The organism is Arthrobacter sp. Z1-15 (genome assembly GCF_054792395.1).
In genome coordinates this window covers 2,501,971-2,524,585 of sequence record NZ_CP096454.1, presented here as the reverse complement: position 1 = coordinate 2,524,585, position 22,615 = coordinate 2,501,971, and the positions used below count along the sequence as shown (strand labels likewise).

Sequence of the window (22,615 nt, the reverse complement as noted above, 5' to 3'; positions counted from 1 at the left end):
GTAGGATGGCAATGTTTGCAGGGTCCGGCCCGGCACACACACTGCTGAATGCCTTAGCAGGTTGACGGGACAGGTCTTCCTGATAGAGGGAAACGATTCGACAAAACGAACGATTGGAAAGACATGACGACGCTGCCGACGGTCCGCACCCCGGAAAACCTTTTGGCCGCCCTGAACGGCGCCGGGAAAGCCGCACTGCTCCATCAGCATTCCCCGGGGGTGGAGGAACTTGGCCTTGCTGAGTTCCGCACGGGCACCGAGGCGGCCCACGGAGTGGCGTGGCTCGGTACGGCCACCGTTTTCCCTCAAACCGTGGGCCTGGCCGCAACCTGGGATGAGGACCTGCTGCGGCGGGTTGGCAGGGCTGTGGGGCAGGAAGTGAGGGCCAAGAAGGCGGCAGACCCCGCGGTGAGCCTGAACGTGTGGGCTCCCGTGGTGAACCCCCTGCGCCATCCGTTGTGGGGACGCAACGAAGAGGGTTTTTCCGAGGATCCGCGGCTGACGGGGATCCTGGCAGCGGCCTTTTGCCGGGGCCTGCGCGGCGACGGAGAGCACTGGCTGACGGTGCCGACGCTGAAACATTTCCTGGGCTACAACAACGAGACTGACCGCAATGTCTCCTCCACGCAGCTGCGGCTGCGGGTCCTTCACGAGTACGAACTCCCCGCCTACCGCATTCCGGTGGAGGACGGAAACGTGGGAGCGGTCATGCTCTCCTACAACCTGGTCAACGGGCGGCCCGCACACGTCAGTGATTTGGTCCGGGAACACCTCAGGCGCTGGGACAACGGCGAGGACCTTGTGGTGGTCACCGATGCCGGAGCTCCCACCAGTCTGTACACGGCTGAGAAGTACTATCCCGACGCCGCCACAGCACACGCTGCGGCGATCCGGGCGGGCGTGGACAACTTCACTGATGACGGACCGGACTCAACACCTACCCTCACGCACCTGCAGCAGGCACTGGAGAGGGGACTCTTGTCTCCGGCCGATATCGACCGGAGCGTGCTGCGGCTGCTGCGGCTGCGCGAACGCACGGGGGAGTTCTCGGCAGCGGGTGACGGCGGCCCGCTTAAAGCGGAGTTTGAAGAAAAGCCTGAAGGGGACGCAGGCGGCCCGGACCGCCGGGCGCTGGCAGCGGAGGCGGCAGCCAAAGCGGTGGTCCTGCTGCGCAATGAACCGCGGGGGGATGCATCGGCTACGTCGGCAATCCTTCCCCTGGGGGCAAAGCCCGGCACGATCGCCGTCGTCGGAACGCTGGGCTCTCGGGTGCTGACCGACTGGTACAGCGGCACTCCGGAATACACGGTGAGCCTGGGCGAGGCGCTCGCGGAGCGGTACCCGCACGTCAGTGTCTTGGAGGGAAATGACACCGTAGCGCTGCGGAGCGTGCGCACCGGAAAGTATTTGGGGGCATCCTCCGCCGATGAGGCACTGACCGGTTCCGCTGCGGCGCCGGGAGAGCCGGAGCGTTTTGACCTCAAGGACTGGGGCAACGGAGACGTGACGCTGCGCAGCACTGCCACGGGGCTGCTGTTGACCGGTGCCGGAGGGGCCTACCTGTATCCCTCAGCGGAACGGGTGGGCGGCTGGGTGGTGCAGGAGAGTTTCCGGCTGCACCGGGCAGCTGATGCAACGGTGGCCATCCAGCATGCGGGAACGGGGAAGTGGGTGCATCTGGAAGCCCACACGGGCAGTGCCCTGCTGGTAGCGGGGTTGGAGGCCGACGCCGACCGCTTCGTCCTGCGGACGGTTACCGCGGGGATCCCGGCAGCGGCCGCAGCAGCAGCCGCAGCCGACGTCGTCGTTGTGGCTGTGGGAAACGACCCGCACCTGGGCGGGCGTGAAACCCTGGACCGCAGCACACTCGAGCTGTCCCACTCCGACCAGGAGCTCGTCCGAGCAGTGTCAGAGGCGAATCCGCGTACCGTTCTGGCCGTTATTTCCTCGTACCCGTACGCCCTGGGGGCACTGGCGGACCTGCCGGCCATTCTCTGGTCATCGCACGGCGGGCAGGAACTGGGGCACGCCCTCGCTGCCGTTCTCAGCGGCGATGCCGACCCCTCCGGGAGACTGCCGCAAACCTGGTATGCGGCGGATTCGGACCTGCCGGACCTTCTGGACTACGACATCATCAGCTCGAACGCGACCTACCAGTACAGCATCGCCGAGCCCCTGTATCCGTTCGGGCACGGGCTCTCCTACGGCTGCGTCCACTATGACGGCATCAGCGTGGCCGAGGCGACCGCGGGGACCGGTGACGGCGGTGACAGTTTCGTCGGAGTGGACGTCACTGTCTCGAACGACGGCGACCGTCCGGCCTGGGAGCTGGTCCAGCTGTATGTCACCGCTCCCGGGCATCCGGTGGAATTTCCCCGGCTTCGGCTGGCAGGCCACGCGCGGGTGCTGCTGCAGCCGGGACAGCAGCGGACCGAACGCATCAGCGTCAGCAGTGCGGCGTTCGAAACCTACAGCCTCACGGCCGGGCGGATGCTTGTTGAGCCCTGCCGCTACGTTCTGCTTGCAGGCTCCTCGGCGGGTCACCTGCCGCTGCAGATTTCCGTGGATGTCGACGGCAGCGGCAGCCCGCCGCGCCGGTTCGGGGATATCGTCCGTGCCGAGGCCTTCGATGAGAGCAGCAACCTGGACCTGGTGCCGGAAACCCGCGACGCCGGCACTGCCGTGGCGCCGAGGGACCCTTCACGGCCGGCCTGGGCCGTCTACCGGGGCTGGGACGAAGGGGGCTGGGACGAAGGGGGCCGGGAGGAAGGGGGCCGGGAGGAAGGGGGCCGGGAGGAAGGGAACCCGGAGGAACGGAGACCCGTTGCCGCGGAGGTGTACGTGGTCCGTTCCGGCGGAGGCCGAGTGGAACTGCAGCTGCAGGGCTCCGGCGGGCAGTGGATTCCGGCAGCCCATGGCGGAGCCACGGCTGCTGTTCCCGCCGGTGCCTGCGGTGCCGTGGAACTGACCCTCCCCGGGCTTGCCACTGACGGCCTTCGCCTTGTGGTGCGCGGACCGGTGACCCTCTCGTCCTTCAGGGCAGGCTGATATGACTGAACTTCCGGGGACTGTGCCGGATCTGTTCCATGTCCTGGGGTATTCGGAACCGGCGCAGGTCTTTACCGACGCGCTGCCCCTGGGGAACGGCAGGCTGGGAGCGATGTGTTTCGGCGGAGCGGGCGTGGATGTGATCCGCCTGAATGACGGCACTGCGTGGTCCGGCTCGCCGGCCAGTGAACTGGCGGTGCAGCCACAGGAGACTGCTGAAAACGCGCGGGACCTCCGACGGGCGAGGCAGCTCATCCGTGAAAGCCGGTATGCGGCGGCGGAGCGCTGGCTTGCCGGGCTGGCGCAGCCGTACTCGCAGGCCTACCTGCCGTTTGCCGACCTGGTGATCTCCGTGGGAAAGGGGTCCGGTTCATACGACGCCGGCAGCTACCGGCGTGCCCTTGACCTGAGGAGGGCTGTACACACCCACAGCTACCGCCGGCAGGGCAACGGAGTGACGCAGCGGGTGCTGGTGTCCGCCGTTCACGGCGTCCTGGTCGTGGAGCTGGAAGCCGAACAGCCCATAGACCTGGCCGTGGAACTGCGGAGCCAACTCCGGATACTGAAGCGGAGCTCCACGGTGCCCGAGTGTGCCCTGCACCTGCTGCTGCCCTCCGACGTCGCGCCCGTCCATGCCGGATCCGGGGCCGGCGTTACCTACGGGGGGCCGTCGCTTGAGGGCGCCGTCGTTCTGGGGTGGGAGCATGACGGAAGGGAAATTGCGGCGCCGGGCGGCAGCTTGCGTGCCGGGGGAGTCCGGAAAGCGCGCTTCTACCTGGCCACTGACACGACATTCACGGCCATCGGGACCGAGCCGCGGGGAACTGCCGCAGATGCCTGCGTGAAGGCTGCGCAACGGGTTCGGGACGCCCGGCGCGCGGGCATCCGCACCGTCCGGGCTGAGCATTTCGCCGCACACCACAGGCTGTACGGACGCGCTGCTCTTTCTCTGGGGCACCGGAGGGACACGGAAACTGAGGCCGGAGACCCGGAAGACGTGCCCTCCCTGATCACTGCCCCACAGGCGGCCCCGGAGCTCGCGGCGCTGCTGTTCAACTACGGGCGGTACCTGCTGCTGGCCAGCTCACGCCCGGGTTCGCTGCCGGCGACGCTGCAGGGCTTGTGGAATGAAGACCTGCAGCCGCCGTGGAGCTCGAACTACACGCTGAACATCAACACCGAGATGAATTACTGGGCAGCCGGGGCGGCAAACCTCTCAGAGTGCTTCGAGCCGTTTGCCGATCTTGCGGCCGCACTGGCTCGGAACGGGCAGGCCACCGCCGCCAGGATCTATGGACTGCCCGGTTGGGTGGCACATCACAATACGGACGCCTGGGCTTTCTCTTCCCCCGTCGCCGGGGATGCTGCGTGGTCCTTTTGGCCTATGGGCGCGGCCTGGCTGTCCACCGCGCTGGCTGAACAGCAAAGGTTCGGTGCGGTCCCCGAGGCTGCCCGTGAGCGGACCTGGACAATCATCCGCGATGCGTGCCGGTTCTATCTGGGCTGGCTGCAGCCCATGCCGAACGGTTCACTTGGAACCGTTCCCTCCACCTCTCCGGAAAACCATTTCGAAACGGAGGAGGGGCCGGCGGCAGCGGCGTGGTCCTCCACGGCCGACATCGCCATGATCCGCCAGCTTTTCCTGGACGCCGTGGAACTGGGGCCGGGGGAGGACACGGTTGTCCGGGAAGCGGCGGCTGCTCTCCGGCTGCTGCCGCCCGTTCCGCTGACACCTGCCGGACTTGTTGCGGAGTGGGCAGAGAAGGATTTCCGGCATCCTGAGCCGGACCACCGCCACCTGTCTCATCTCTGGTTCGCGTATCCGGGCCGTGAAACCCTGAGCCCCGCAGTCGCCTCCGCCGTCTCCCTCTCCCTGGACGGCCGAGGTGACGATTCCACCGGGTGGTCGCTGGTCTGGAAGATGGCGCTCCGGGCCCGTCTGGGGGAAGCAGAAGCCGTCGGACGGCTGCTTCCCCTGATACTGCGGAGCGCCGACAACGCGGGGGACAGCCGGCAGTGGGCCGGCGGGTTGTACCGGAATCTCTTCGCTGCCCATCCGCCGTTCCAAATAGACGGAAACCTGGGCTTCGTTGCCGCCGTTGCGGAATGCCTGATCCAGAGCCGAACACCGGCCGGGCAGCAGCGCACCATCCTGCTTCTTCCGGCACTTCCGCCGCAATGGCGCGGGGGAGGATCCGTTCACGGGCTGGTTGTGGTCCCCGGGGTAGTGGCCGGACTTGTCTGGGAGGCGGATGACACCGGGGCCCCGGATCTGGTGGCTGCCGAGTTCCAAGCCCGGACGGCACAGGCAGCGGGCAGCTACCTGCTGGTGTGGAACGGGGCTGAACATGCCGTCTTCATAGGTGCTGAGCAGGCAACGGTGGTTGTCTCGGCTGACTTTCACCGCCGGAGAGATTAGCGGCGACCGGGAACCAGCCGCGCTCCTCCACAGCTCCCGGGACCGCGCCGTCCATCCACAGTTTGCACTGCCGCCGCCCGCCGGTGTCCCCGCGCAGCCAGACTTTCTCGTGTCCGCATATCCGGCGGGCTCAGCACACCAACGAGAAAACCACCCACAACGAAAAAACGAGGCAGGCGGGCAGCACTATGAGCGACACCATCACCGTGCGGGGGTATGTGGCCACGGAAGTCCGGAGCACCACTGCAGACAGCGGACTGGCCATTGCCAGTTTCCGGATGTGCTCCACTGAGAGGCGCTATGACAGGGAAGCCGGAAGCTGGGTGGACGGCCAGACCAACTGGTACTCGGTCAGCCTGTTCCGGCAACTGGCCACCAACGCGGCCTTCAGCATCCACAAGGGCGATCGGGTCATCGTGGCCGGACGGCTGAAAGTTCGCCAGTGGGCACTGGACGACGGGCGCAGCGGTACCTCCGTTGACATCGATGCGGAGACCGTAGGGCACGACCTGATGTGGGGCACCGCCAATTACCGGCGCAACGTCCAGGACCGTGCTTCCGCCGGCGTCTCCGGCGGGGAAGAATCTGCGGCCGATGATCTCCCGGCGGATGTGGACCTGGAGACCGGTGAGCTGGTCGGCACGGACAGCAGCGGGGAAACCCTCACGGACACGCGCGACAGTACCGACGATCCATTTGCCGCTGCGGCTGCCGCCGCCGAGGCATCCGGGCGGGGGCATGGCACAATGGGCGGATGATTCGTGCACCGCGCAGCCGCCGGCCCCTGCTGACCCTGACCGTTCTGTTGGCTGGATCAGCGGCGCTGCTTGCCCCGGCGGCGGTGCCGGCAACTTCGGGCACGTCAACGCCGGTGGAGGCTGCCGCGCTTGCGGTGCCTGCCCTCCCGCCCGTTCCGGTGGCAGCGGAGGCGAGTGCTGACGCACTGACAACCACCCTGACGGCGCTCGCCGCATCGAAGCCCAGCCCCAACCGCGATGAGATCAGCCGGGCCTTCACCGACGCAGGTTTCGCTGCCGGCTCGGTGGAAGTCTCGCTGGACCGCACACCCACCGGGCTGGCCGTGGACTCCATCCGGGGAGCGGCCGCACAAGGGGACACCTGCCTCTTCGGGGAAGTGCGTGAGGGTCAGGTGTCGGTGACCGCCCTTCCGGTGCTCGAGTCGGGATACTGCTTTGTGGGGGACCAGCGGTAGACCCCGCGGCCCGGCGGGCCCCGTGCCAAATGGCACTTATCGCAGTTGACGCACTAGCCTTAGTTATATGGCGGAATTTATCTACACGATGACCAAGGCCCGCAAGGCCGTTGGCGACAAAGTTATCCTCGACGACGTAAGCATGTCCTTCTACCCCGGTGCCAAGATCGGCGTGGTGGGTCCCAACGGTGCGGGTAAGTCCACCATCCTCAAGATCATGGCCGGACTGGATACCCCTTCCAACGGTGAGGCCCGGCTCAGCGCCGGCTACACCGTGGGCATCCTGCTCCAGGAACCGCCGCTGAATGAGGAGAAAACCGTACTCGGCAACGTCCAGGAGGGCGTTGGCGAGATTTATGCAAAAATCCAGCGGTTCAATGAAATTTCAGAAGCAATGTCCGAGCCGGACGCTGACTTTGACAGCCTTCTCGACGAAATGGGCAAGCTGCAGGAGGCCATTGACGCCGCCGACGCCTGGGATATTGACTCCCAGCTCGAGCAGGCCATGGACGCACTGCGCTGCCCGCCGCCCGAAGCGGATGTCACGCTGCTTTCAGGTGGTGAGCGGCGCCGCGTAGCACTGTGCAAGCTGCTGCTGCAGAAGCCTGACCTGCTGCTCCTCGACGAGCCCACTAACCACTTGGATGCTGAGAGCGTGCTGTGGCTCGAGCAGCACCTGTCGGCGTACCACGGTGCCGTTCTGGCCGTAACCCACGACCGGTACTTCCTGGACCATGTGGCCCAGTGGATCGCCGAAGTGGACCGCGGACACCTCTACCCGTACGAAGGCAACTACTCCACGTACCTGGAAAAGAAGCGGGCACGCCTGGAGGTCCAGGGCAAAAAGGACCAGAAGCTGGCCAAGCGCCTGACGGAGGAACTGGACTGGGTCCGTTCCAACGCCAAGGGCCGCCAGACCAAGTCGAAGGCCCGTCTGGCCCGCTACGAGGAAATGGCTGCCGAGGCTGACCGCACGCGGAAGCTGGACTTCGAAGAAATCCAGATCCCGCCGGGCCCGCGCCTGGGTTCGCTCGTGCTGGAAGCCAAGGACCTGCAGAAGGGCTTCGGCGATCGCCAGCTCATCGAGGGTCTGTCCTTCTCGCTGCCGCGCAACGGCATCGTCGGAGTGATCGGCCCGAACGGTGTGGGTAAGTCCACGCTGTTCAAGACCATTGTCGGTTTGGAAGAGCTCGACGGCGGTGACCTGAAGATCGGTGACTCCGTCAAGATCTCCTACGTGGACCAGTCCCGCGGCGGCATTGATCCGGAGAAGAGCCTGTGGGAAGTCGTGTCCGAAGGACATGACTGGATCCAGGTCGGCCAGGTCGAAATGCCCTCGCGTGCCTATGTTTCCGCCTTCGGCTTCAAGGGACCTGACCAGCAGAAGAAGGCCGGTGTGCTCTCCGGTGGTGAGCGCAACCGCCTGAACCTCGCCATGACCCTGAAGCAGGGTGGCAACCTGCTCCTGCTCGATGAGCCTACTAACGACCTCGACGTCGAAACCCTCTCCAGCCTGGAGAATGCGCTGCTGGAATTCCCCGGCTGCGCCGTGGTGGTCTCGCACGACCGGTGGTTCCTGGACCGGGTGTCCACGCACATCCTGGCCTATGAGGGCACCGAGGAGAACCCGGCAAACTGGTACTGGTTTGAAGGCAACTTCGAGGCGTACGAGCAGAACAAGATCGAGCGCCTGGGACCGGATGCAGCTAAGCCGCACCGGGTGACCCACCGCCGTCTGACGCGCGACTAGGAAATACTGCGGCTCTCTTTGCCGCATCAAGCAAAGCATCAGGCAAAAGAACCCGCTCCGTGCACCGGAGCGGGTTCTTTTGTATGGGGTGAGCGGGGGCGTCCGGCGAAAGCCGGGGTGCCGGGGGTGTGCCTACGGCAGGTCCGGAACCCGCACCATGCCTTCCTGGGCCACGGTGGCAACGAGCTCGCCGGCGCGGTTGAAGATCCGGCCGCTGGCCAGACCGCGGGCTCCCGAAGCACTGGGGGACTCCTGGACGTACAGCAGCCAGTCGTCCACCCGCAGGGGCCGGTGCCACCACATGGCGTGGTCAAGGCTGGCGACGGACATGCCGCGGGTAGACCAGGCCAGCCCGTGGCGGCGCAGCACCGATTCGAGCAGGGTGTAATCGCTGGCATAGGCCAGCGCGGCACGCTGCAGGTTCTGGTCATCGGGCAGCGGACCGAAGGACTTCATCCAGACGGCGTTGCGGGCAACCTTGTCCGGTCCGGCCTCAAAGTACACCGGCTTTTCGACGTGCCGGATGTCCATCGGCCGCCGGTGCGACCAGGCCTTGGCAACCGGATGGTCAATTCCCCGGAGCAGCTCCGCGGTGGTTGGCAGGGATTCGGGATCGGGAATGCCCTCGGGCATCTCGACCTGGTGGTCCAAGCCCTCGCCGGGCTCCTGGAAGGACGCGATCATCGACAGGATGGGGACGCCGTTCTGGTAGGCATGGGTCCTGCGGGCAGAAAATGAGCGGCCGTCCCGCAGCCGCTGGACACCGAAGGTGATGGGAACCTCGGTGTCTCCGGGACGGAGGAAATATCCGTGCATGGAGTGCATCAGACGGCCGGGCTCCACAGTGTTTGCCGCAGCGACGAGCGACTGTCCCAGGACCTGGCCGCCGAAGACCCGCTTCTGCGGTTCCGGCTGCGAACCGCCAACGAAGATGTCCTCGTCCGTCTGGGCACCGTCCGCAGGGCTGAGGTTCAGCAGGTTCAGCAGTGACGTGGTGGGGTCGACGGTGTCGTCTAGGGCCATGAGTGGTTAGTCTCCTCGGGCAAACTCAGCGGTGGGGAAGGACGCCGGCTGCATGCCGGGCCCCTCTTCGAGATTAGACGCACCCGCAGGGAACCCCCAAGCCGGAGGTTTACGCGGTTGGCCCGCGGGTTTGAGAGGATGGGCTCATGCCTATCAATCGTTTTCCGGTCCAGCTGCGCTTCGGCGACGAGGATTCCAACGGACATGTGAACAACGTGCGCTTTGTCCAGTTCCTGGAGGAGGCGCGCGTGCGGCTCGGCCTGATGCCGCTGGGGGCTCTGCTGTCGCCCGGTGACGGAGAGCAAAACTTCCGTTCCCTCACTGCGCAGTCCGGGATGGCCGTCGTGGCACGGCAGGAAATCGAGTACCTGGCGCCGCTGGTTTACCGGCAGGCACCCGTTTGGGTTGAGATTTGGGTCACCGGCATCGGCAGCTCCAGCCTCACCTACGGCTTCCGGATCGCCGACGACGACGGCGGGCGGGTTTATGCCCTTGCGCAGAGCACACTGGTGATGGCCGACGCGCAGAGCGGCCGTCCGCTGCCGTTGTCCGATCTGCAGGTCAAGGTCCTGGAAAGCTGGCGCGGCGAGGCGGTTCCGTTCCGGAGCGGCGCCGCCGGGCGCACCCGGCCAACTGCTGCCGAGGCAACTGCTGCCGCCGAGCCGAGCGGAGCAGGCCGATGACCGCCGGGATCGAAGGGGTTCCTGCAGCTCCCGCCGGGCTCGCCCTGTCCGACCCGCAGGTCACAGCGGACCTGCGCACGTTCGTGATCCGCGCCCGGGCGGCAGATGACGGAGCTGTGCGGCTGCAGGCTGTCGGCTCCGTGCTCGCTGCCTACGTGTGCGTGCTGCGGCCGCGTGCGCTGGGGGAGGACATCCCCACCGTTCTGGGCATGCGCACCATGCCGTTGGCGGAGCCGGCGCAGCTCGACACCGTGGTCTCCCTCGCCTCCGTTGCCGACCGGCTGGCCCGCATGGAGGCGGCCGATACCGTGCTCCCGGTGCCGCCCATGACGGTCACCGAGAGCTGGACGGGGGTGGGCGCTCCCCGCAGCGGATGGGAGCGGGGAGCAGATGTTCCCTTCAAACTGCTGGAGCAGGCGGCCCACCGGGGCATCCGGGAAGTGGCGGCGCTGGTTCCGACCAGTTCCGGTGCACCCGTAGTCAGCACCGCGCGGGGGGCCGTCTGGGGCCAGCGGCTGCCGGACACTGAAGCGGTCATACCGGCGGGGGCGGCATTCGCGGCACTGACGCTTGGCTTCCTCCCCACGGCAGACGACAGCGAATTCGGCGGGAACGCCGCCACCTTCCGTTCAGGGCGGTGGACCCGCCTGAGCATGCCGCGCGGACACGTATTGGTCCGCTCGGCGTCCGTGCTGGGCTTCTGACTCGATCCAGGGGATCCGGTTTAATCTGGCGATTCCGGCGTGGTTCAGGCGGAGTTCACCATGGAGTGGGCCGCCCGTTCCAGATAGTCCCAGAGGGTTGCTTCGTGCAGCGGGGACAGCTCCAGGGAATCGACGGCGGCGCGCATGTGATGCAGCCAGGCGTCGCGGGCCTGGGGGCTGACGGTGAAAGGCATGTGACGCATCCGCAGCCTCGGATGCCCGCGCTGCTCCGAGTACGTCCGCGGACCGCCCCAGTACTGCTCCAGGAACAGCAGCAGGCGCTCCTTGGCATCCGTGAGGTCTTCCTCCGGGTACATGGGACGCATGAGGGGGTCCTCGGCGACGCCGTCGTAAAAGACGTTGACGAGCTTGACGAACGTCTCGTGCCCTCCGACTGCCTCGTAAAAGTTCTCGGTGTAGGCAGGCTGCGCAAATCCGGGCTGGCCGGAAAGCGGCAGCCGGGACGCTGCCGGCGGTACGGATGATACCGGCAGCGGAGGCCGGTTCTCGGAAGGTGTTGCCGGTGTGGTCACCGTGATTCTCCCTTACTGGAGGCTGCGGACTGGGAAACCGGGGCGGCCGGCGCTGCCGCGGGCGCGGCAGCGGCAGGTGCCGAACCGGCGTCGGCGGCCGGACCCTGCTCCGGCTCTCCGGCCGACTCGTGGAAGTTGCCCTGCGACCGGTTGCCAACCTTTGCCAGCTCGCCGTTGCGGATGTACCAAATGACGCCCCGGGCATCGACGATCCGCGTGATCCGGATGCCGACCGACTGGACGGTTCCAATGGTGTCGCCCACTTCAATCACGTCGCCGATGCCGTACTGGTCCTCGATGGTGATGAAGAACCCGGCCAGGGCGTCACGGATGAGCTCGCGTGCACCGAAACCGAGGGTAATGCCGACGATCCCCACACTGGCGATCAGCGGAGCAATATCCAAGCCAACGGCTCCGAGCACCATGATGATGACCACGGTCCAGATGCACAGGCTCACGGCACTGCGCAGGAGCGCGCCGATGGTGTCAGCACGCTGGGCACGGCGCTTCTTGTCCAGGTTGCGCATGACTGGCTGGGCCCATTTCAGCTTCGAGGAGCTGAAGAGGGCGTACCCCTTCTGCGCGCGCTGAACAACGCGGTTGATCAGGAATCTCGCGGCCGTCCAGGCGAGCATGCCAACAACAATGATGATGCCGGCCTGGATCAGGCCCGACCAGTCAAAGTCCTCGATCGTAATGGACGACGTGTCAATTTCAGCGGCGGTCAGCAACGGACGGATACCGTCCCTTTCGTTTTTGGGAAGCGAGCTGCCGTGTTGGGAAGCAAGCTGCGGGCACAGACAAGGCTACCGGGATAGGCTCCGAACATGCGCATCCTTATTCTTGGCGGAACCGTCTTTCTCTCCCGTGAGGTCGCCCGGCAGGCCGTTGCCCGGGGCCACGACGTCACCTGTCTGGCGCGGGGGGAATCAGGCCCGCCCGTGACCGGTGCCGCTTTCGTAACTGCCGACCGCGACGCCGGGCCCGGTGCCTACGAACAGCTCGACGGCGGCTGGGACGCAGTGATCGACGTCGCCCGCAGGCCGCAGCAGGTACGGGAGGCGCTGCAGGCGCTGCAGGCGCTGGCAGGTCAGAGCAGCCACTGGTCCTTCGTATCCAGTGCCTCCGTCTACGCCGCCCACGATGTTCCGGGTGCCGACGAAAGCGCTGGTTTGCTGGCACCGCTGGAGGCCGTCGACGGCGTTTACCCGGATCCGGCGGACAGCGAGTACGGCGAGGCGAAGGTCGCCTGCGAAAACCTGGTGAAGGAGCTGGGCCCGGCGAAGGTCCTGGTGACCCGCCCGGGCCTGATTGCAGGACCGGAAGATGACAGTGACCGCTTCGGGTACTGGCCGGCGCGGCTGGCCCAGGAACGCAGCCCGGTGCTGATCCCCTCCACCGCCGAAGTCATGACCCAGTGACGTGCGAGACCTGGCGTTGTGGCTCGTCACCGGAGCCGAGGAGGCCCGGACCGGCAGCTTCAACACCATGGGGCCGTCCGTGCCCTTTGGTGAGTTGCTGACACTGTCTGCCGACGCATCCGGCTTCCACGGCAGTTACCGCAGTGCCGATCCCCAGTGGCTCCATGAGCAGGGGGTGGCGTACTGGGCCGGGAATGACTCCCTGCCGCTGTGGCTGCCGGAAGACGGTTACGACGGGTTTTCCACGCGGTCGAATGAGGCAGCGCTGGCGGCCGGGCTTACCCTGCGCCCGGTGGAACAGACGGTCCGCGACGTGCTGGAGGACGAACAGGAACGCGGGCTGTTCCGTGAGCGGAAGTCAGGACTGTCGGCGGCCCGGGAAACAGTCCTCCTGCAGGCCCTGGACACGGTGTAGTTCCTGCTGCAGTCAGCTCCCGGCCACGATAATTTCAGGCTTGTGCAGCACCGGGAAGTTCACGCTGCGCGCAATGAAGCACATCCGGTTGGCCTCCGCGTGCAGCTCATCCGCCGTAGTTGCCGGGTTCCCCGCTGCAACCGTCACCTTGGGGCGAAGCACGGCGCCGGTGAACTCGCCGCTGCCGTCCCGGTTCAGCCGAAGGGTGCCCTCGGCGTCGTCTGTATAGGCCAGGACGGTGATGCCGTTCTTCACTGCGACATGCAGGTAGGAGAGCATGTGGCACTGGGAGAGCGCAGTGAGCAGCAGCTGTTCCGGGTTCCAGCGGTCGCGGTCGCCGTGGAACGTGGGGTCAGCCGTTCCGGCGAGATCCGGCAGCCCGTCCGCCCGCACAATGTGGTCGCGGCCGTAGCTTCGGTAGCCGGAAGTGCCGGTTCCGCGGTTGCCCGTCCATTCCAGGGAAACGGCGTAGCTGTGTTCGGAGAGATTCATGGCGGCTGACCCTCTTTCCTGTGTTTGCGTTCATGCCGGCGCTCACTGATGGACCTGCCGGCTGAAGGACCTGCTAACTGGAGGACCTGTTCAACCGTTCGGTCCTGTGCTCCGCGGCGTGCATGCTGCATGCCGCGGAGCACGGGACTGTGGTTTGCCGGTCCGGCCTACTTGTCGGCGGCCTGGGCCTTCAGGGCGCGGACCACGCCGTCGCGGCTTTCCAGAATGAGCCGGCGCAGCGAGGGCGCTTCGTCGCCCAGGGAATCCAGGAAGGCGTCCGTGGCATCCACTGTGGCCTGAGTCGTCAGCCGGGACGGGTAGAGGCCGGTGACGATCTGCTGCGCGATCTCGTGGGTCCGTGTGCTCCACACATCGCGTACGGCAGCGAAGTACTTCTCGGCGTACGGCTCGAGCAGTGACGTGTCATGGACCCGGCTGAAGCCCACGATTGCCGAACGCTGGGCGGCGTTGGGCATGTTCGTGCGCTCCACAATAGCTTCCCAGGCAGCTGCCTTGGCATCGGCGGAGGGAAGGGCAGCACGTGCCATGGCGGCGGCGAGCTGGCCGGTGGCCGTGGCATCCTTGTCAAGCTCGGCAGCGATGTCGGCTTCATCCATGCGACCGCCGGCCACTAGGCCTGTCAGCAGCTCCCACCGGAGGTCCGCGTCGATGTTCAGGCCTTCCAGCGTCTGGTCTCCGGACAGCAGCCCGGCCAGCGCGTCCAGATGTTCATCCGAGACGGCGTGGCCGGCGAAGGACTTCACAAACTGCAGCTGCGAATCGGATCCGGGTGCTGCCGCGCTGGCCAGTTCCCACAGGCTGTCCGCCGCAGCGGCGGTCATGGGCTCCCGGTCGGCCGGTGCAACGTAGAAGGCCAGAGTGGTTGCGAGCTGGCGCAGCAGGACCTGGACCACCGAGGAGTCGGACTCCGAGCCGATGTTCTGCAGCACCAGTTCCACATAGTTGCGGGCCGGGATCTCGCCGTCGCGCGTTGCGTCCCAGGCGGAGGCCCAGACCAGCGTACGGGGCAGGGACTCGGAGATGTCGCGCAGGCGGCGGACGGCTGTATGCTCCGACTTGTCGTCCAGACGGATCTTGGCGTAGGCCAGGTCATCGTCGTTCAGCAGCAGCAGGTCCGGACGCTGCCGGCCCACGAGCTCGGCGACCTCGGTCCGTTCGCCGTCAATATCCAGCTCCACCCGGTGCGTGCGGTGCAGCTTGCCGTCGTCGCCGCTGTCATAGAAGCCAATGGCGAGGCGGTGCGGGCGAAGCGTCGGGTACTCGGCCACGGCGCTCTGGAGCACGGCGAACGAGGTGATGGCGCCGTCGTCGTCCACTTCCAGCTCGGGGCGCAGCGTGTTCACGCCGGCGGTCTCCAGCCACAGCTCGGACCATTCCTTCAGATCGCGTCCGCTGGCCGCTTCCAGTTCCGAGAGCAGGTCCTTGAGCTCGGTGTTGCCCCAGGCATGCTTACCGAAGTACTCGCGCACGCCGGCCATGAACTGGTCCTGGCCTACCCAGGCGACAAGCTGCTTGAGGACCGAGGCGCCCTTGGCGTAGGTAATGCCGTCGAAGTTGACCTGCACGTCTTCCAAGTCGCGGATTTCGGCGACGATGGGGTGGGTCGTGGGCAGCTGATCCTGGCGGTAGGCCCAGGCCTTTTCCATGGAGGCGAAGGTGGTCCAGGACTGCTTGAATTCGGTGGCGTCGGCTGCGGCGAGCGTGGACATGAATTCGGCGAAGGACTCGTTCAGCCACAGGTCGTTCCACCAGCGCATGGTGACGAGGTCGCCGAACCACATGTGGGCCAGCTCGTGCAGGATGGTGACGGCGCGGCGTTCCACGGTGGCGTCGGGAACGCGGGAACGGAAGACGTAGCTTTCGAGGAACGTCACCGCTCCGGCGTTTTCCATGGCTCCGGCGTTGAACTCGGGGACGAAGAGCTGGTCATACTTCTCGAACGGGTACGGCGTGCCGAACTGCTTTTCGTAGAACTCGAAGCCCTGCCGGGTCAGTTCGAATACATTCTCCGCGTCCAGGTGCTGCATCAGCGACTTGCGGGCGAAAACGCCCAGCGGGATGACGCGGCCGTCAGAGCTGGTGAGTTCGCTGCGGACGGACTGGTACGGTCCGGCGATCAGCGCCGTGATGTAGGAGGAGATCCGCGGTGTCGGGTCGAAGGACCAGGTGGCGTTCTTTCCGGCTTCTTCCAAGGATCCGGCCGGAACCGGTTCCGGGGTGGGGGAGTTGGAAATGACGTCCCAGTGCGACGGCGCCGTCACCGTGAACCGGAAGGCGGCCTTCAGATCGGGCTGTTCAAAGACGGCGAACATGCGGCGGGAGTCAGGGACCTCGAACTGGGAGTAGAGGTACACCTCGTTGTCCACCGGGTCCACAAAGCGGTGCAGGCCCTCGCCCGTGTTCATGTAGAAGGCTTCGGCCTCGACAACGAGTTCGTTGGAAGCGGCGAGGTTGGGCAGCTGGATGCGTACGCCGTCGGACACTTCCCCGACATTCAGATCTACGCCGTTCAGCGTGATGCGGTGTACGGACGCGGTGACGGCGTCGATGAAGGTGGAAGCGCCCTGCCGCGCGGAGAACCGAACCACGGTGGTGCTTCCGAAGACCTCGTCTCCGCGCGTGAGGTCAAGATTCACGTCATAGGAATCGACACTGATCAGTTCTGCGCGTTCACGGGCTTCTGAGCGCGTGAGATTCATACCTGGCAAGGTGTTGCCTTTCCAATATGCGAAGGGGTGTCTGCCGTCCCGTGGAAATCGGCTTGACGACTTATAACAATTGCAACATTGTCTCACTGGTTGGTGCTTAGGAAAGAAAGGAACGGCAGATTTGCGGGAGAAAAATAGGGCCTTCTCCTGTGGCCGGCCGGTCCAGGCAGCTGTGTGACGCATTATTTATGCCTGCCGGACACCGGCTAGGCTGGAACCGCAGGATTTCCCCACCACACGAAACGGATGGAACATGCGCGTCCACATTGCTACCGACCACGCGGGCATGGAACTCAGTGCCCACCTTCTGGCCCACCTCCGCAACAAGGGCTACGACATGGTGGACCACGGTCCGCAGGTCTACGACGCAGAGGATGACTATCCCGCATTCTGCATCGCGGCTGCCGAGGCAGTGGTGGTCGATCAGCAGAGCGGTGTCGAGGCATTGGGCATTGTGCTGGGAGGCTCCGGCAACGGGGAGCAGATTGCTGCCAACAAGGTTCGCGGCGTCCGTGCGGCACTGGCCTGGAATCTGTCGACCGCGAAGCTGGCCCGTGAGCATAACAACGCCAACGTAGTCGCCGTTGGCGGCCGCCAGCACACTGTCGAAGAAGCCACGGAGATTATCGAGGCTTTCCTGGCCGAGCCTTACAGCAACGCCGAGCGCCACAACCGCCGGATCGCGAAGATCGCCGAATACGAAACCACCGGAACCATCGCGGTCCCGTGATGCCCGAGGTGTACTGATGCCGGAAGGGCATTCGATTCACCGGCTGGCCCGGCAGTTCAACTCGGTGTTTTCCGGCCGGCGGCTTGAAGTATCCAGTCCGCAGGGGCGCTTCGCTGCCGGAGCTGCGCGGCTGGACGGGCACGTCCTGGTCAACGCTGAGGCACATGGCAAGCAGCTGTTTCTTGCCTTCGACAACGATCTGTTCCTGCGCATCCACCTTGGGCTGTACGGAGCCTTCGATTTTGGCGGCGACTCTAGCTTCCTCGGTGCTTCCAGCATTGGTGCGCCCCGGAAAGTGGGGGAGCGGGAGATTGCCTCCGACGACGACGGCGTCGCGTATGCCGGTCCGCCCGTCCCCAAAGGTGCTGTCCGCGTAAGGATGGTTTCGCCGAACGGGTGGGCGGACCTTCGTGGACCCACGGCGTGCGAAGTGATAACCGAGGCCGAGAAGTCTGCCGTCGTTGCGCGCCTCGGGCCGGATCCGTTGCAGGACGGTGCAGACGAAGCCGAGTTCGTTGCCCGGCTGCGGCGGCGCGGCTCCCCGGTGGGCCTGCTGCTGATGAATCAGGAGATCCTGGCCGGAGTAGGAAACGTCTACCGCGCCGAGGTGCTTTTCCGGCAGCGGCTTTCTCCATGGAGGTTGGGAAAAGCCGTGGGCAAAGACGAGGCGGCAGCACTGTGGGCGGACATAGTTAAGGTCATGAACGACGGTGTGGCGCAGGGCCGGATCATCACGACTCTTCCCGCTGATCGGCAGAGCGACGACGAGCCCGTACCCCGGGAGGACGCCCATTACGTTTACCAGCGCACTGGCCTGCCCTGCAGGAAATGCGGAACGACGGTTGCCGGCACTGAGATGGGTGCCCGGAAGCTCTGCTGGTGTCCCGTCTGCCAGGCGCGCTGATCCAAGCATTCTTATGATGTCGGCAGATTCGGCAGATTCGGCGTTGCTGAACGGAGCTTCGGCGCGGTGGAGCGGTAGGTGTGTCCGGTGGGTGTCCTGGTGAGAACCGTGTGCCGTTCCGGCGGCGGTGTCCAGGCAGCGGCAACTTCAACGCCTGCTTCCCAGCCTGGTGCTTCCTTGGCCTGGTTGCAGGCCTGGCACAGGCCCTGGATGTTCTCCGCGCTGGTGGGCCCGCCTTCGCGGACGGGCTGAACGTGGTCGTAGTGTCGGATGGGTGCTCCGCACCACGGGGTCCGGCAAACCTGGTCCCGTGCGGCGATCAGCCGGGCCAGGCCGTGGGGTACCAGCTGGGCGCGGGAATCCATCGCGGTGAGCTGTCCGGTGTCCGGTGTGACGTAGAGGCGGCGGAGCCAGACTTCGGTGCGCGGATCCGGGCGGGCCGGAGGCGTACCCCAACAGGCGCCGGTGCTGCCGGTACTGCCGGTACTGTCAGGTGATCTATCCGGATGATCCGGCTCTGCTTCCGCTGGGTCGGGTCCGCGGATCAAGTCCCTGGCCCACTGCGCCGGAACGATCCCGTAGCCGGCCAGAATCGCCGGTTCCGCCCCGGCCGGGACAAAGGAGCCTGCGGCTTCTAATGACTCTCCGCTTTGGTACTGACGCTGACTCTGGTTCCGGCCCCGGTTCTGGCTGTGGCTTTGGTTCCGGCGGCTGCCCTGTTCAGGACCAAGGTTCTGCCACGGCGCCCGGCTTCGCCGCGGCCGCTCTCCCTGGAAGCTGCCCGGGTCCGATTCCGGCTGGCCCTGGTGCCGTTCCTGTTTCCGCGGGGCCTTGTCTTCCTGCGGCAAGATTCCGTCTTCCGGCGGCAGGATTCCGAGCAGCAGAGCCTGATCCGTCATTATCAGCTGCACCTCAACCCGAACATCCTCCGCCCGAGCCTGCCCGGTGGTGCGTTCCACGAACGTATCGGCCATGATCTGGCCCTTAGACCGCGGATCCCCGCTTGCCCGGAGCCGGTCCGCTTCCCGCGTCAACGCCGCATACACGCCCACCCCCTGGGATACCGGCAGCAGGGCCGTCACCCACGTCATGGTGTCCGGCGCCGGCCGGCAGGACACAAACCGCTCCGACACAGCATGCGCAGCACGTTTCACCACCGCATGCAGGTCCAGACCGTAGGACAGGGACTTGATCCTCGCGATCAGCTGCCGGTCCCCGAGCTGCTCCACCTCGCCCGGACTCCCGGCAACCAGCTCGTCAACCTTCTGCCGGTCGGCCAGGGACAGGCAGGCGGTCTCCCGGACCAGGATCGTGGCCCGCCACTCACTCATCACCCCAAGGGTCAGCGCGTGCAGGGTATGAGGCATTTCCGTGGTCAGGATCCGGGCCAGGCCCAGCAGCTTCGCCCCGTTATGCGGGGACTCCCTCCGGGCCAGGGCGATCTGCGCGGCAACACCCTTCCCCAGCTGATCAGCCTTCAGCCCGGCAGCGGCCTGGACGGTGCAGGTGGAAGCATCAAAGGCAGCAGCGGCACGGGCCTGCGCGGCAGTGATGACATTCTTGAGGTCCTCCAGAGCCCGGATCTCATCGATCAGCCGCACCCGCTCCGCCGCTTCCAACACCGCAAGGCTCCCTGCCGGTTCGAACGCTGCCGGGCACTTGGCGGGTTCCGAAGCTTTCGCCGATCCCGCTGTTGCCGGAGAGCCGGCAGTAGTGGCCGCTTCGCTTCGGGCGACTTCGTCCTCAACAGCTGGGGAGTAGTACATATCTTCCATTTTAGTGAGATAGACCACTGTTTTCGGGGAATCAGCCTACCGGTCACCTACTCGACTTGTCCGAGAAAATACTCCCGCATCGATTCGTATGGATCGGGGCTGTCCGGGTTGCTTGGAGCGACCCGGGCTGCTTGGAGCGGCGGCGGGAAGCTGGCGGTCGTCTGGCCTCAGAACCGCTTTGGACAGGGGAATGCGACAGGGGAGGGCTGAGTGCCGGTTCAGGGCTCAGCGCCGGTTCAAGGAGGCAAAAGAGGGAGGAGGTTACGGGACGCCGTCGTATGTATAAGCCAGACACACCGGGCCATAAGAGCCGATACAGCCGTTCTGCGTCAGGGAAGAGTTATGCGAAGAGCGCTTTAGGCCGGCAGCTTCAGGCAGCCGGCGCAGGTTCCCCGCAGCACCACCTGTGCGGAATCCACGCGCGCTCCGGGGATTTCGATATCCAGCAACGGCGGTACTTCGCTGCCTGAGGGAACGTCGGTAATGGTCCCGCACTCCCGGCAGAGGAAATGGTGGTGGTCTCCGCCGTTCAACTCGTACAGGGTGGTTCCGGGCCCGGCCTGCACCACCTGGACGAGTCCGGCGTCCACCAGTGCCCGCAGGGCGTTGTAGACGCTTGTGCGCTGAACACCCCCGCCATCCACTGCCAGCATTCCCGCCAGATCGTCCGCCGACCTGTGGCCGCCAGACGCTGCGAGGGCCCGGTAGACGTCCAGGCGGGGAATGGTGGCGCGGAGGCCTTCCCGGCGCAGTGCCGCACTCACCTGGTCCGCGGTCAGCGGCAACCCGGTGGAGCTTGTTGGGGCTTCGGGCTGGGGCATCTCGTTCACCTCCGCGGAGCTGGTGGGCTGGATCATGGGAAAGTCTAACGGTCCCGGGGGATCGGGAAGCGGAAGGCGCAGGGGGTGCAAGCAAGAGCGGACAAGGCCGGGCAAAGAAAAAGGCCCCCCGCAGAAGCGGAGGACCCTTTCGAAGCCGGCTGCTGCCGGATATATTTTGCAGAGGGGATGACGGGAATCGAACCCGCGTGATCAGTTTGGAAAACTGAGGCTCTACCATTGAGCTACATCCCCGGCGCCCTAAGGCAGGTTTTACCTTAGCACGGGAAATCAGCGGTTCGGTAATCCAATCCCGAACCACACCTGAGGGAGGGCCGGGCCACACTCAATTGTGCACAAGGCCCTGCATGCCGGTAGGCTGTCAGGTGCACTGACGGGGTGTAGCTCAGCTTGGAAGAGCGCCTGCTTTGGGAGCAGGAAGTCGCAGGTTCAAATCCTGTCACCCCGACTCTGTAGTACACATGGTGCAGACCCAATCCCAGAACCCTCAGGAGAACTACGCTGTGAAGAGCGCTGTAGAAAACCTCACACCCACGCGGGTAAAGCTCGTTGTCGAAGTTCCGTTTGAGGAATTGAAGCCGAGCATCGAAGAGGCCTACAAGACCATCGCCACCCAGGTGCAGGTGCCTGGCTTCCGCAAGGGCAAGGTCCCCAACAGGCTCATCGACCAGCGCGTCGGCCGCGGCTACGTTCTGGAAACCGCCATCAATGACGGCCTGAACGGTTTTTACCAGGAAGCTGTATCGGAAACGGGTATCCGTCCGATGAGCCGCCCCGAGGTTGAAATCAGCGAAGTTCCGGACCCGGCAACCGACGAGGGCCAGCTGGTCTTCAACGTCGAGCTGGACATCCGCCCGGAAATCGAACTCCCGGATTACTCCGGCCTCGAGGTCACCGTCGAGCCGGCTGAAGCCTCCGACGACGACGTCACCAAGGCACTGGACGAACTGCGCGGCCGCTTCGGCACGCTCAAGAGCGTTGACCGTCCCGCCGCCGACGGCGACTTCCTCACCATGGATCTCGTTGCCAAGGTTGGCGACGAGGAAATCGATTCCGCTGCAGACCTTTCCTACCAGGTAGGCGCAGGCACCATGCTCGAGGGCATGGACGAAGCAGTCACCGGCCTGTCCGCTGACGAATCGGCAACCTTCGAGACGAAGCTGGCCGGCGGCGAGCACGCCGGCGAAGACGCCACCGTCACGGTGACCGTCAAGGCTGTCAAGGAGCGCGAGCTTCCCGAGGCCGACGACGACTTCGCCCAGCTGGCCAGCGAATTCGACACCATCGAAGAACTTCGCGAAGACCTGACCAAGCGCGCAGCAGAGTCCAAGCTGATGGAGCAGGGCGTCGAGGCCCGCGACAAGGTCCTGGAGAAGCTGCTGGAAATGATCGAGGTTCCGGTTCCGGAGTCCGTCATCGAAGAGCAGCTGGAGCAGCACTTCAGCTCCGAGAGCGCGCAGTCCCAGGGTGAAGACCACGACACCGAAGAGCACCGCGCCGAAGTTCGCGAGAACACTGCAGCTGCCTTCAAGAACGAAATCATCCTTGACGCTGTTGCCGACAAGGAAGAGGTAGGCGTCAGCCAGAACGAGCTGATCGACTACATCGTCTCCGCTGCCGGCCAGTACGGCATGGATCCGAACCAGTTCGCCCAGCTGATTGACCAGAGCGGCCAGGTCCCCATGATGGTTGGCGAAGTCCGCCGCCGCAAGGCCCTTGCCAAGGTCCTCGAGCAGGCCAAGGTCACCGACACCGCAGGTGTCGAGATCGACCTCAGCGACTTCGTCCGCCCCGCCGGCGAAGAAGCACCCGCTGCAGAAGCCGAAGCCCCCGAGGCTGAGGTTGCCGAAGAGTCCAAGGGCGACAAGGCATAATTTCCCCTCCGGGAGAAAACTGTTCACCGATGTGCGCCGCTTGCCCGAAAGGGCGGGCGGCGC

The 22,615-nt window shown here is 65.6% G+C and carries 19 protein-coding genes and 2 tRNA genes; 13 read left to right on the top strand and 8 right to left on the bottom strand.

All coding sequences use genetic code 11. The annotated features are described in order from the left end of the window. The first annotated feature begins 123 nt into the window (after positions 1 to 123). From M1D40_RS11525 to ettA, 5 genes are all read left to right on the top strand, one after another. The gene (locus M1D40_RS11525) at positions 124 to 3,048 is read left to right on the top strand and encodes a glycoside hydrolase family 3 C-terminal domain-containing protein (protein ID WP_461168909.1); all 2,925 of its coding nucleotides are present in this window, start codon (positions 124 to 126) and stop codon (positions 3,046 to 3,048) included. Between the two features lies 1 nt (position 3,049). Further along, positions 3,050 to 5,467 (top strand): glycoside hydrolase family 95 protein, encoded by a 2,418-nt coding sequence (locus M1D40_RS11520; RefSeq protein WP_461168908.1) that lies wholly within the window; start codon positions 3,050 to 3,052, stop codon positions 5,465 to 5,467. A gap of 188 nt (positions 5,468 to 5,655) precedes the next feature. Continuing rightward, on the top strand, positions 5,656 to 6,225 hold the full coding sequence (gene ssb / locus M1D40_RS11515; RefSeq protein ID WP_461168907.1) for a single-stranded DNA-binding protein: 570 nt from the start codon (positions 5,656 to 5,658) through the stop codon (positions 6,223 to 6,225). Next, complete coding sequence (locus tag M1D40_RS11510) at positions 6,222 to 6,680, top strand: DUF6993 domain-containing protein (protein ID WP_461168906.1); 459 nt, start codon at positions 6,222 to 6,224, stop codon at positions 6,678 to 6,680. The genes ssb and M1D40_RS11510 overlap by 4 nt, the downstream gene beginning before the upstream one ends. 67 nt (positions 6,681 to 6,747) lie before the next feature. Continuing rightward, entirely contained in the window at positions 6,748 to 8,430 is a 1,683-nt protein-coding gene (gene ettA, locus M1D40_RS11505) for an energy-dependent translational throttle protein EttA (RefSeq protein ID WP_341394861.1), read from the top strand. A gap of 132 nt (positions 8,431 to 8,562) precedes the next feature. On the opposite strand, the gene M1D40_RS11500 is transcribed toward ettA, so the two are convergent. Beyond that, entirely contained in the window at positions 8,563 to 9,453 is an 891-nt protein-coding gene (locus M1D40_RS11500; RefSeq protein WP_341394862.1) for an acyl-CoA thioesterase, read from the bottom strand. 146 nt (positions 9,454 to 9,599) lie between these two features. Between M1D40_RS11500 and M1D40_RS11495 the strand changes: the two genes are divergently transcribed. Next, positions 9,600 to 10,136: an acyl-CoA thioesterase gene (locus M1D40_RS11495; RefSeq protein WP_461168905.1), complete on the top strand. Its 537-nt coding sequence runs from the start codon at positions 9,600 to 9,602 to the stop codon at positions 10,134 to 10,136. Continuing rightward, positions 10,133 to 10,840 (top strand): hypothetical protein, encoded by a 708-nt coding sequence (locus M1D40_RS11490; RefSeq protein WP_461168904.1) that lies wholly within the window; start codon positions 10,133 to 10,135, stop codon positions 10,838 to 10,840. Before M1D40_RS11495 ends, M1D40_RS11490 begins: the two co-directional genes overlap by 4 nt. Positions 10,841 to 10,884: 44 nt before the next feature. Here M1D40_RS11490 and M1D40_RS11485 read toward each other — a convergent pair whose 3' ends face one another. Together M1D40_RS11485 and M1D40_RS11480 are read right to left on the bottom strand one after the other, a co-directional pair. Further along, on the bottom strand, positions 10,885 to 11,298 hold the full coding sequence (locus M1D40_RS11485; protein WP_341395087.1) for a globin: 414 nt from the start codon (positions 11,296 to 11,298) through the stop codon (positions 10,885 to 10,887). Positions 11,299 to 11,369: 71 nt separating this feature from the next. Further along, positions 11,370 to 12,104 (bottom strand): mechanosensitive ion channel family protein, encoded by a 735-nt coding sequence (locus tag M1D40_RS11480; protein WP_461168903.1) that lies wholly within the window; start codon positions 12,102 to 12,104, stop codon positions 11,370 to 11,372. A gap of 96 nt (positions 12,105 to 12,200) precedes the next feature. On the opposite strand from M1D40_RS11480, the gene M1D40_RS11475 reads away from it, so the two are divergent. Further along, positions 12,201 to 12,794, top strand: a complete 594-nt coding sequence (locus tag M1D40_RS11475; protein WP_461168902.1) for an NAD-dependent epimerase/dehydratase family protein — start codon at positions 12,201 to 12,203, stop codon at positions 12,792 to 12,794. A gap of 1 nt (position 12,795) precedes the next feature. Further along, complete coding sequence (locus M1D40_RS11470) at positions 12,796 to 13,209, top strand: hypothetical protein (protein ID WP_461168901.1); 414 nt, start codon at positions 12,796 to 12,798, stop codon at positions 13,207 to 13,209. A 12-nt stretch (positions 13,210 to 13,221) separates the two neighbouring features. Here the strand turns inward: M1D40_RS11470 and M1D40_RS11465 are convergent, their stop codons facing one another. Both M1D40_RS11465 and pepN read right to left on the bottom strand, forming a co-directional pair. Beyond that, positions 13,222 to 13,701: an OsmC family protein gene (locus tag M1D40_RS11465; RefSeq protein WP_341394867.1), complete on the bottom strand. Its 480-nt coding sequence runs from the start codon at positions 13,699 to 13,701 to the stop codon at positions 13,222 to 13,224. A gap of 167 nt (positions 13,702 to 13,868) precedes the next feature. After that, positions 13,869 to 16,421 carry an aminopeptidase N gene (gene pepN, locus M1D40_RS11460; protein ID WP_461168900.1) on the bottom strand — a complete coding sequence of 851 codons (2,553 nt, stop codon included), beginning with the start codon at positions 16,419 to 16,421 and terminating at the stop codon, positions 13,869 to 13,871. Between the two features lie 262 nt (positions 16,422 to 16,683). Here pepN and M1D40_RS11455 point away from each other — a divergent pair, with 262 nt between their 5' ends. Next, positions 16,684 to 17,160, top strand: a complete 477-nt coding sequence (locus M1D40_RS11455; protein ID WP_341394869.1) for a ribose-5-phosphate isomerase — start codon at positions 16,684 to 16,686, stop codon at positions 17,158 to 17,160. A 16-nt stretch (positions 17,161 to 17,176) separates the two neighbouring features. Beyond that, positions 17,177 to 18,064 carry an Fpg/Nei family DNA glycosylase gene (locus M1D40_RS11450; protein WP_461168899.1) on the top strand — a complete coding sequence of 296 codons (888 nt, stop codon included), beginning with the start codon at positions 17,177 to 17,179 and terminating at the stop codon, positions 18,062 to 18,064. A gap of 11 nt (positions 18,065 to 18,075) precedes the next feature. On the opposite strand, the gene M1D40_RS11445 is transcribed toward M1D40_RS11450, so the two are convergent. The 3 genes from M1D40_RS11445 to M1D40_RS11435 form a co-directional block, all read right to left on the bottom strand. Further along, on the bottom strand, positions 18,076 to 19,830 hold the full coding sequence (locus tag M1D40_RS11445) for an HNH endonuclease (RefSeq protein WP_461168898.1): 1,755 nt from the start codon (positions 19,828 to 19,830) through the stop codon (positions 18,076 to 18,078). A 365-nt stretch (positions 19,831 to 20,195) separates the two neighbouring features. Then, a complete protein-coding gene (locus M1D40_RS11440) occupies positions 20,196 to 20,696 on the bottom strand; it encodes a Fur family transcriptional regulator (protein ID WP_341394872.1) in 501 nt (166 codons plus the stop codon). A gap of 145 nt (positions 20,697 to 20,841) precedes the next feature. Then, a tRNA-Gly gene (locus M1D40_RS11435) sits at positions 20,842 to 20,912 on the bottom strand. A gap of 140 nt (positions 20,913 to 21,052) precedes the next feature. Here M1D40_RS11435 and M1D40_RS11430 point away from each other — a divergent pair. Further along, positions 21,053 to 21,126 (top strand) — tRNA-Pro (locus M1D40_RS11430). Between the two features lie 55 nt (positions 21,127 to 21,181). Next, the gene (tig, locus tag M1D40_RS11425) at positions 21,182 to 22,552 is read left to right on the top strand and encodes a trigger factor (protein WP_341394873.1); all 1,371 of its coding nucleotides are present in this window, start codon (positions 21,182 to 21,184) and stop codon (positions 22,550 to 22,552) included. Positions 22,553 to 22,615: the final 63 nt, after the last annotated feature.

Bases quoted from the DNA above. Each gene is read 5' to 3' on its own strand.
- pepN (WP_461168900.1), bottom strand. From the start codon at position 16,421: ATGAATCTCACGCGCTCAGAAGCCCGTGAACGCGCAGAACTGATCAGT.
- M1D40_RS11495 (WP_461168905.1), top strand. From the start codon at position 9,600: ATGCCTATCAATCGTTTTCCGGTCCAGCTGCGCTTCGGCGACGAGGAT.
- M1D40_RS11490 (WP_461168904.1), top strand. From the start codon at position 10,133: ATGACCGCCGGGATCGAAGGGGTTCCTGCAGCTCCCGCCGGGCTCGCC.
- ssb (WP_461168907.1), top strand. From the start codon at position 5,656: ATGAGCGACACCATCACCGTGCGGGGGTATGTGGCCACGGAAGTCCGG.
- ettA (WP_341394861.1), top strand. From the start codon at position 6,748: ATGGCGGAATTTATCTACACGATGACCAAGGCCCGCAAGGCCGTTGGC.
- M1D40_RS11510 (WP_461168906.1), top strand. From the start codon at position 6,222: ATGATTCGTGCACCGCGCAGCCGCCGGCCCCTGCTGACCCTGACCGTT.
- M1D40_RS11445 (WP_461168898.1), bottom strand. From the start codon at position 19,830: ATGTACTACTCCCCAGCTGTTGAGGACGAAGTCGCCCGAAGCGAAGCG.
- M1D40_RS11450 (WP_461168899.1), top strand. From the start codon at position 17,177: ATGCCGGAAGGGCATTCGATTCACCGGCTGGCCCGGCAGTTCAACTCG.
- M1D40_RS11520 (WP_461168908.1), top strand. From the start codon at position 3,050: ATGACTGAACTTCCGGGGACTGTGCCGGATCTGTTCCATGTCCTGGGG.
- M1D40_RS11525 (WP_461168909.1), top strand. From the start codon at position 124: ATGACGACGCTGCCGACGGTCCGCACCCCGGAAAACCTTTTGGCCGCC.
- M1D40_RS11500 (WP_341394862.1), bottom strand. From the start codon at position 9,453: ATGGCCCTAGACGACACCGTCGACCCCACCACGTCACTGCTGAACCTG.
- M1D40_RS11465 (WP_341394867.1), bottom strand. From the start codon at position 13,701: ATGAATCTCTCCGAACACAGCTACGCCGTTTCCCTGGAATGGACGGGC.
- M1D40_RS11475 (WP_461168902.1), top strand. From the start codon at position 12,201: ATGCGCATCCTTATTCTTGGCGGAACCGTCTTTCTCTCCCGTGAGGTC.
- M1D40_RS11440 (WP_341394872.1), bottom strand. From the start codon at position 20,696: ATGATCCAGCCCACCAGCTCCGCGGAGGTGAACGAGATGCCCCAGCCC.
- M1D40_RS11455 (WP_341394869.1), top strand. From the start codon at position 16,684: ATGCGCGTCCACATTGCTACCGACCACGCGGGCATGGAACTCAGTGCC.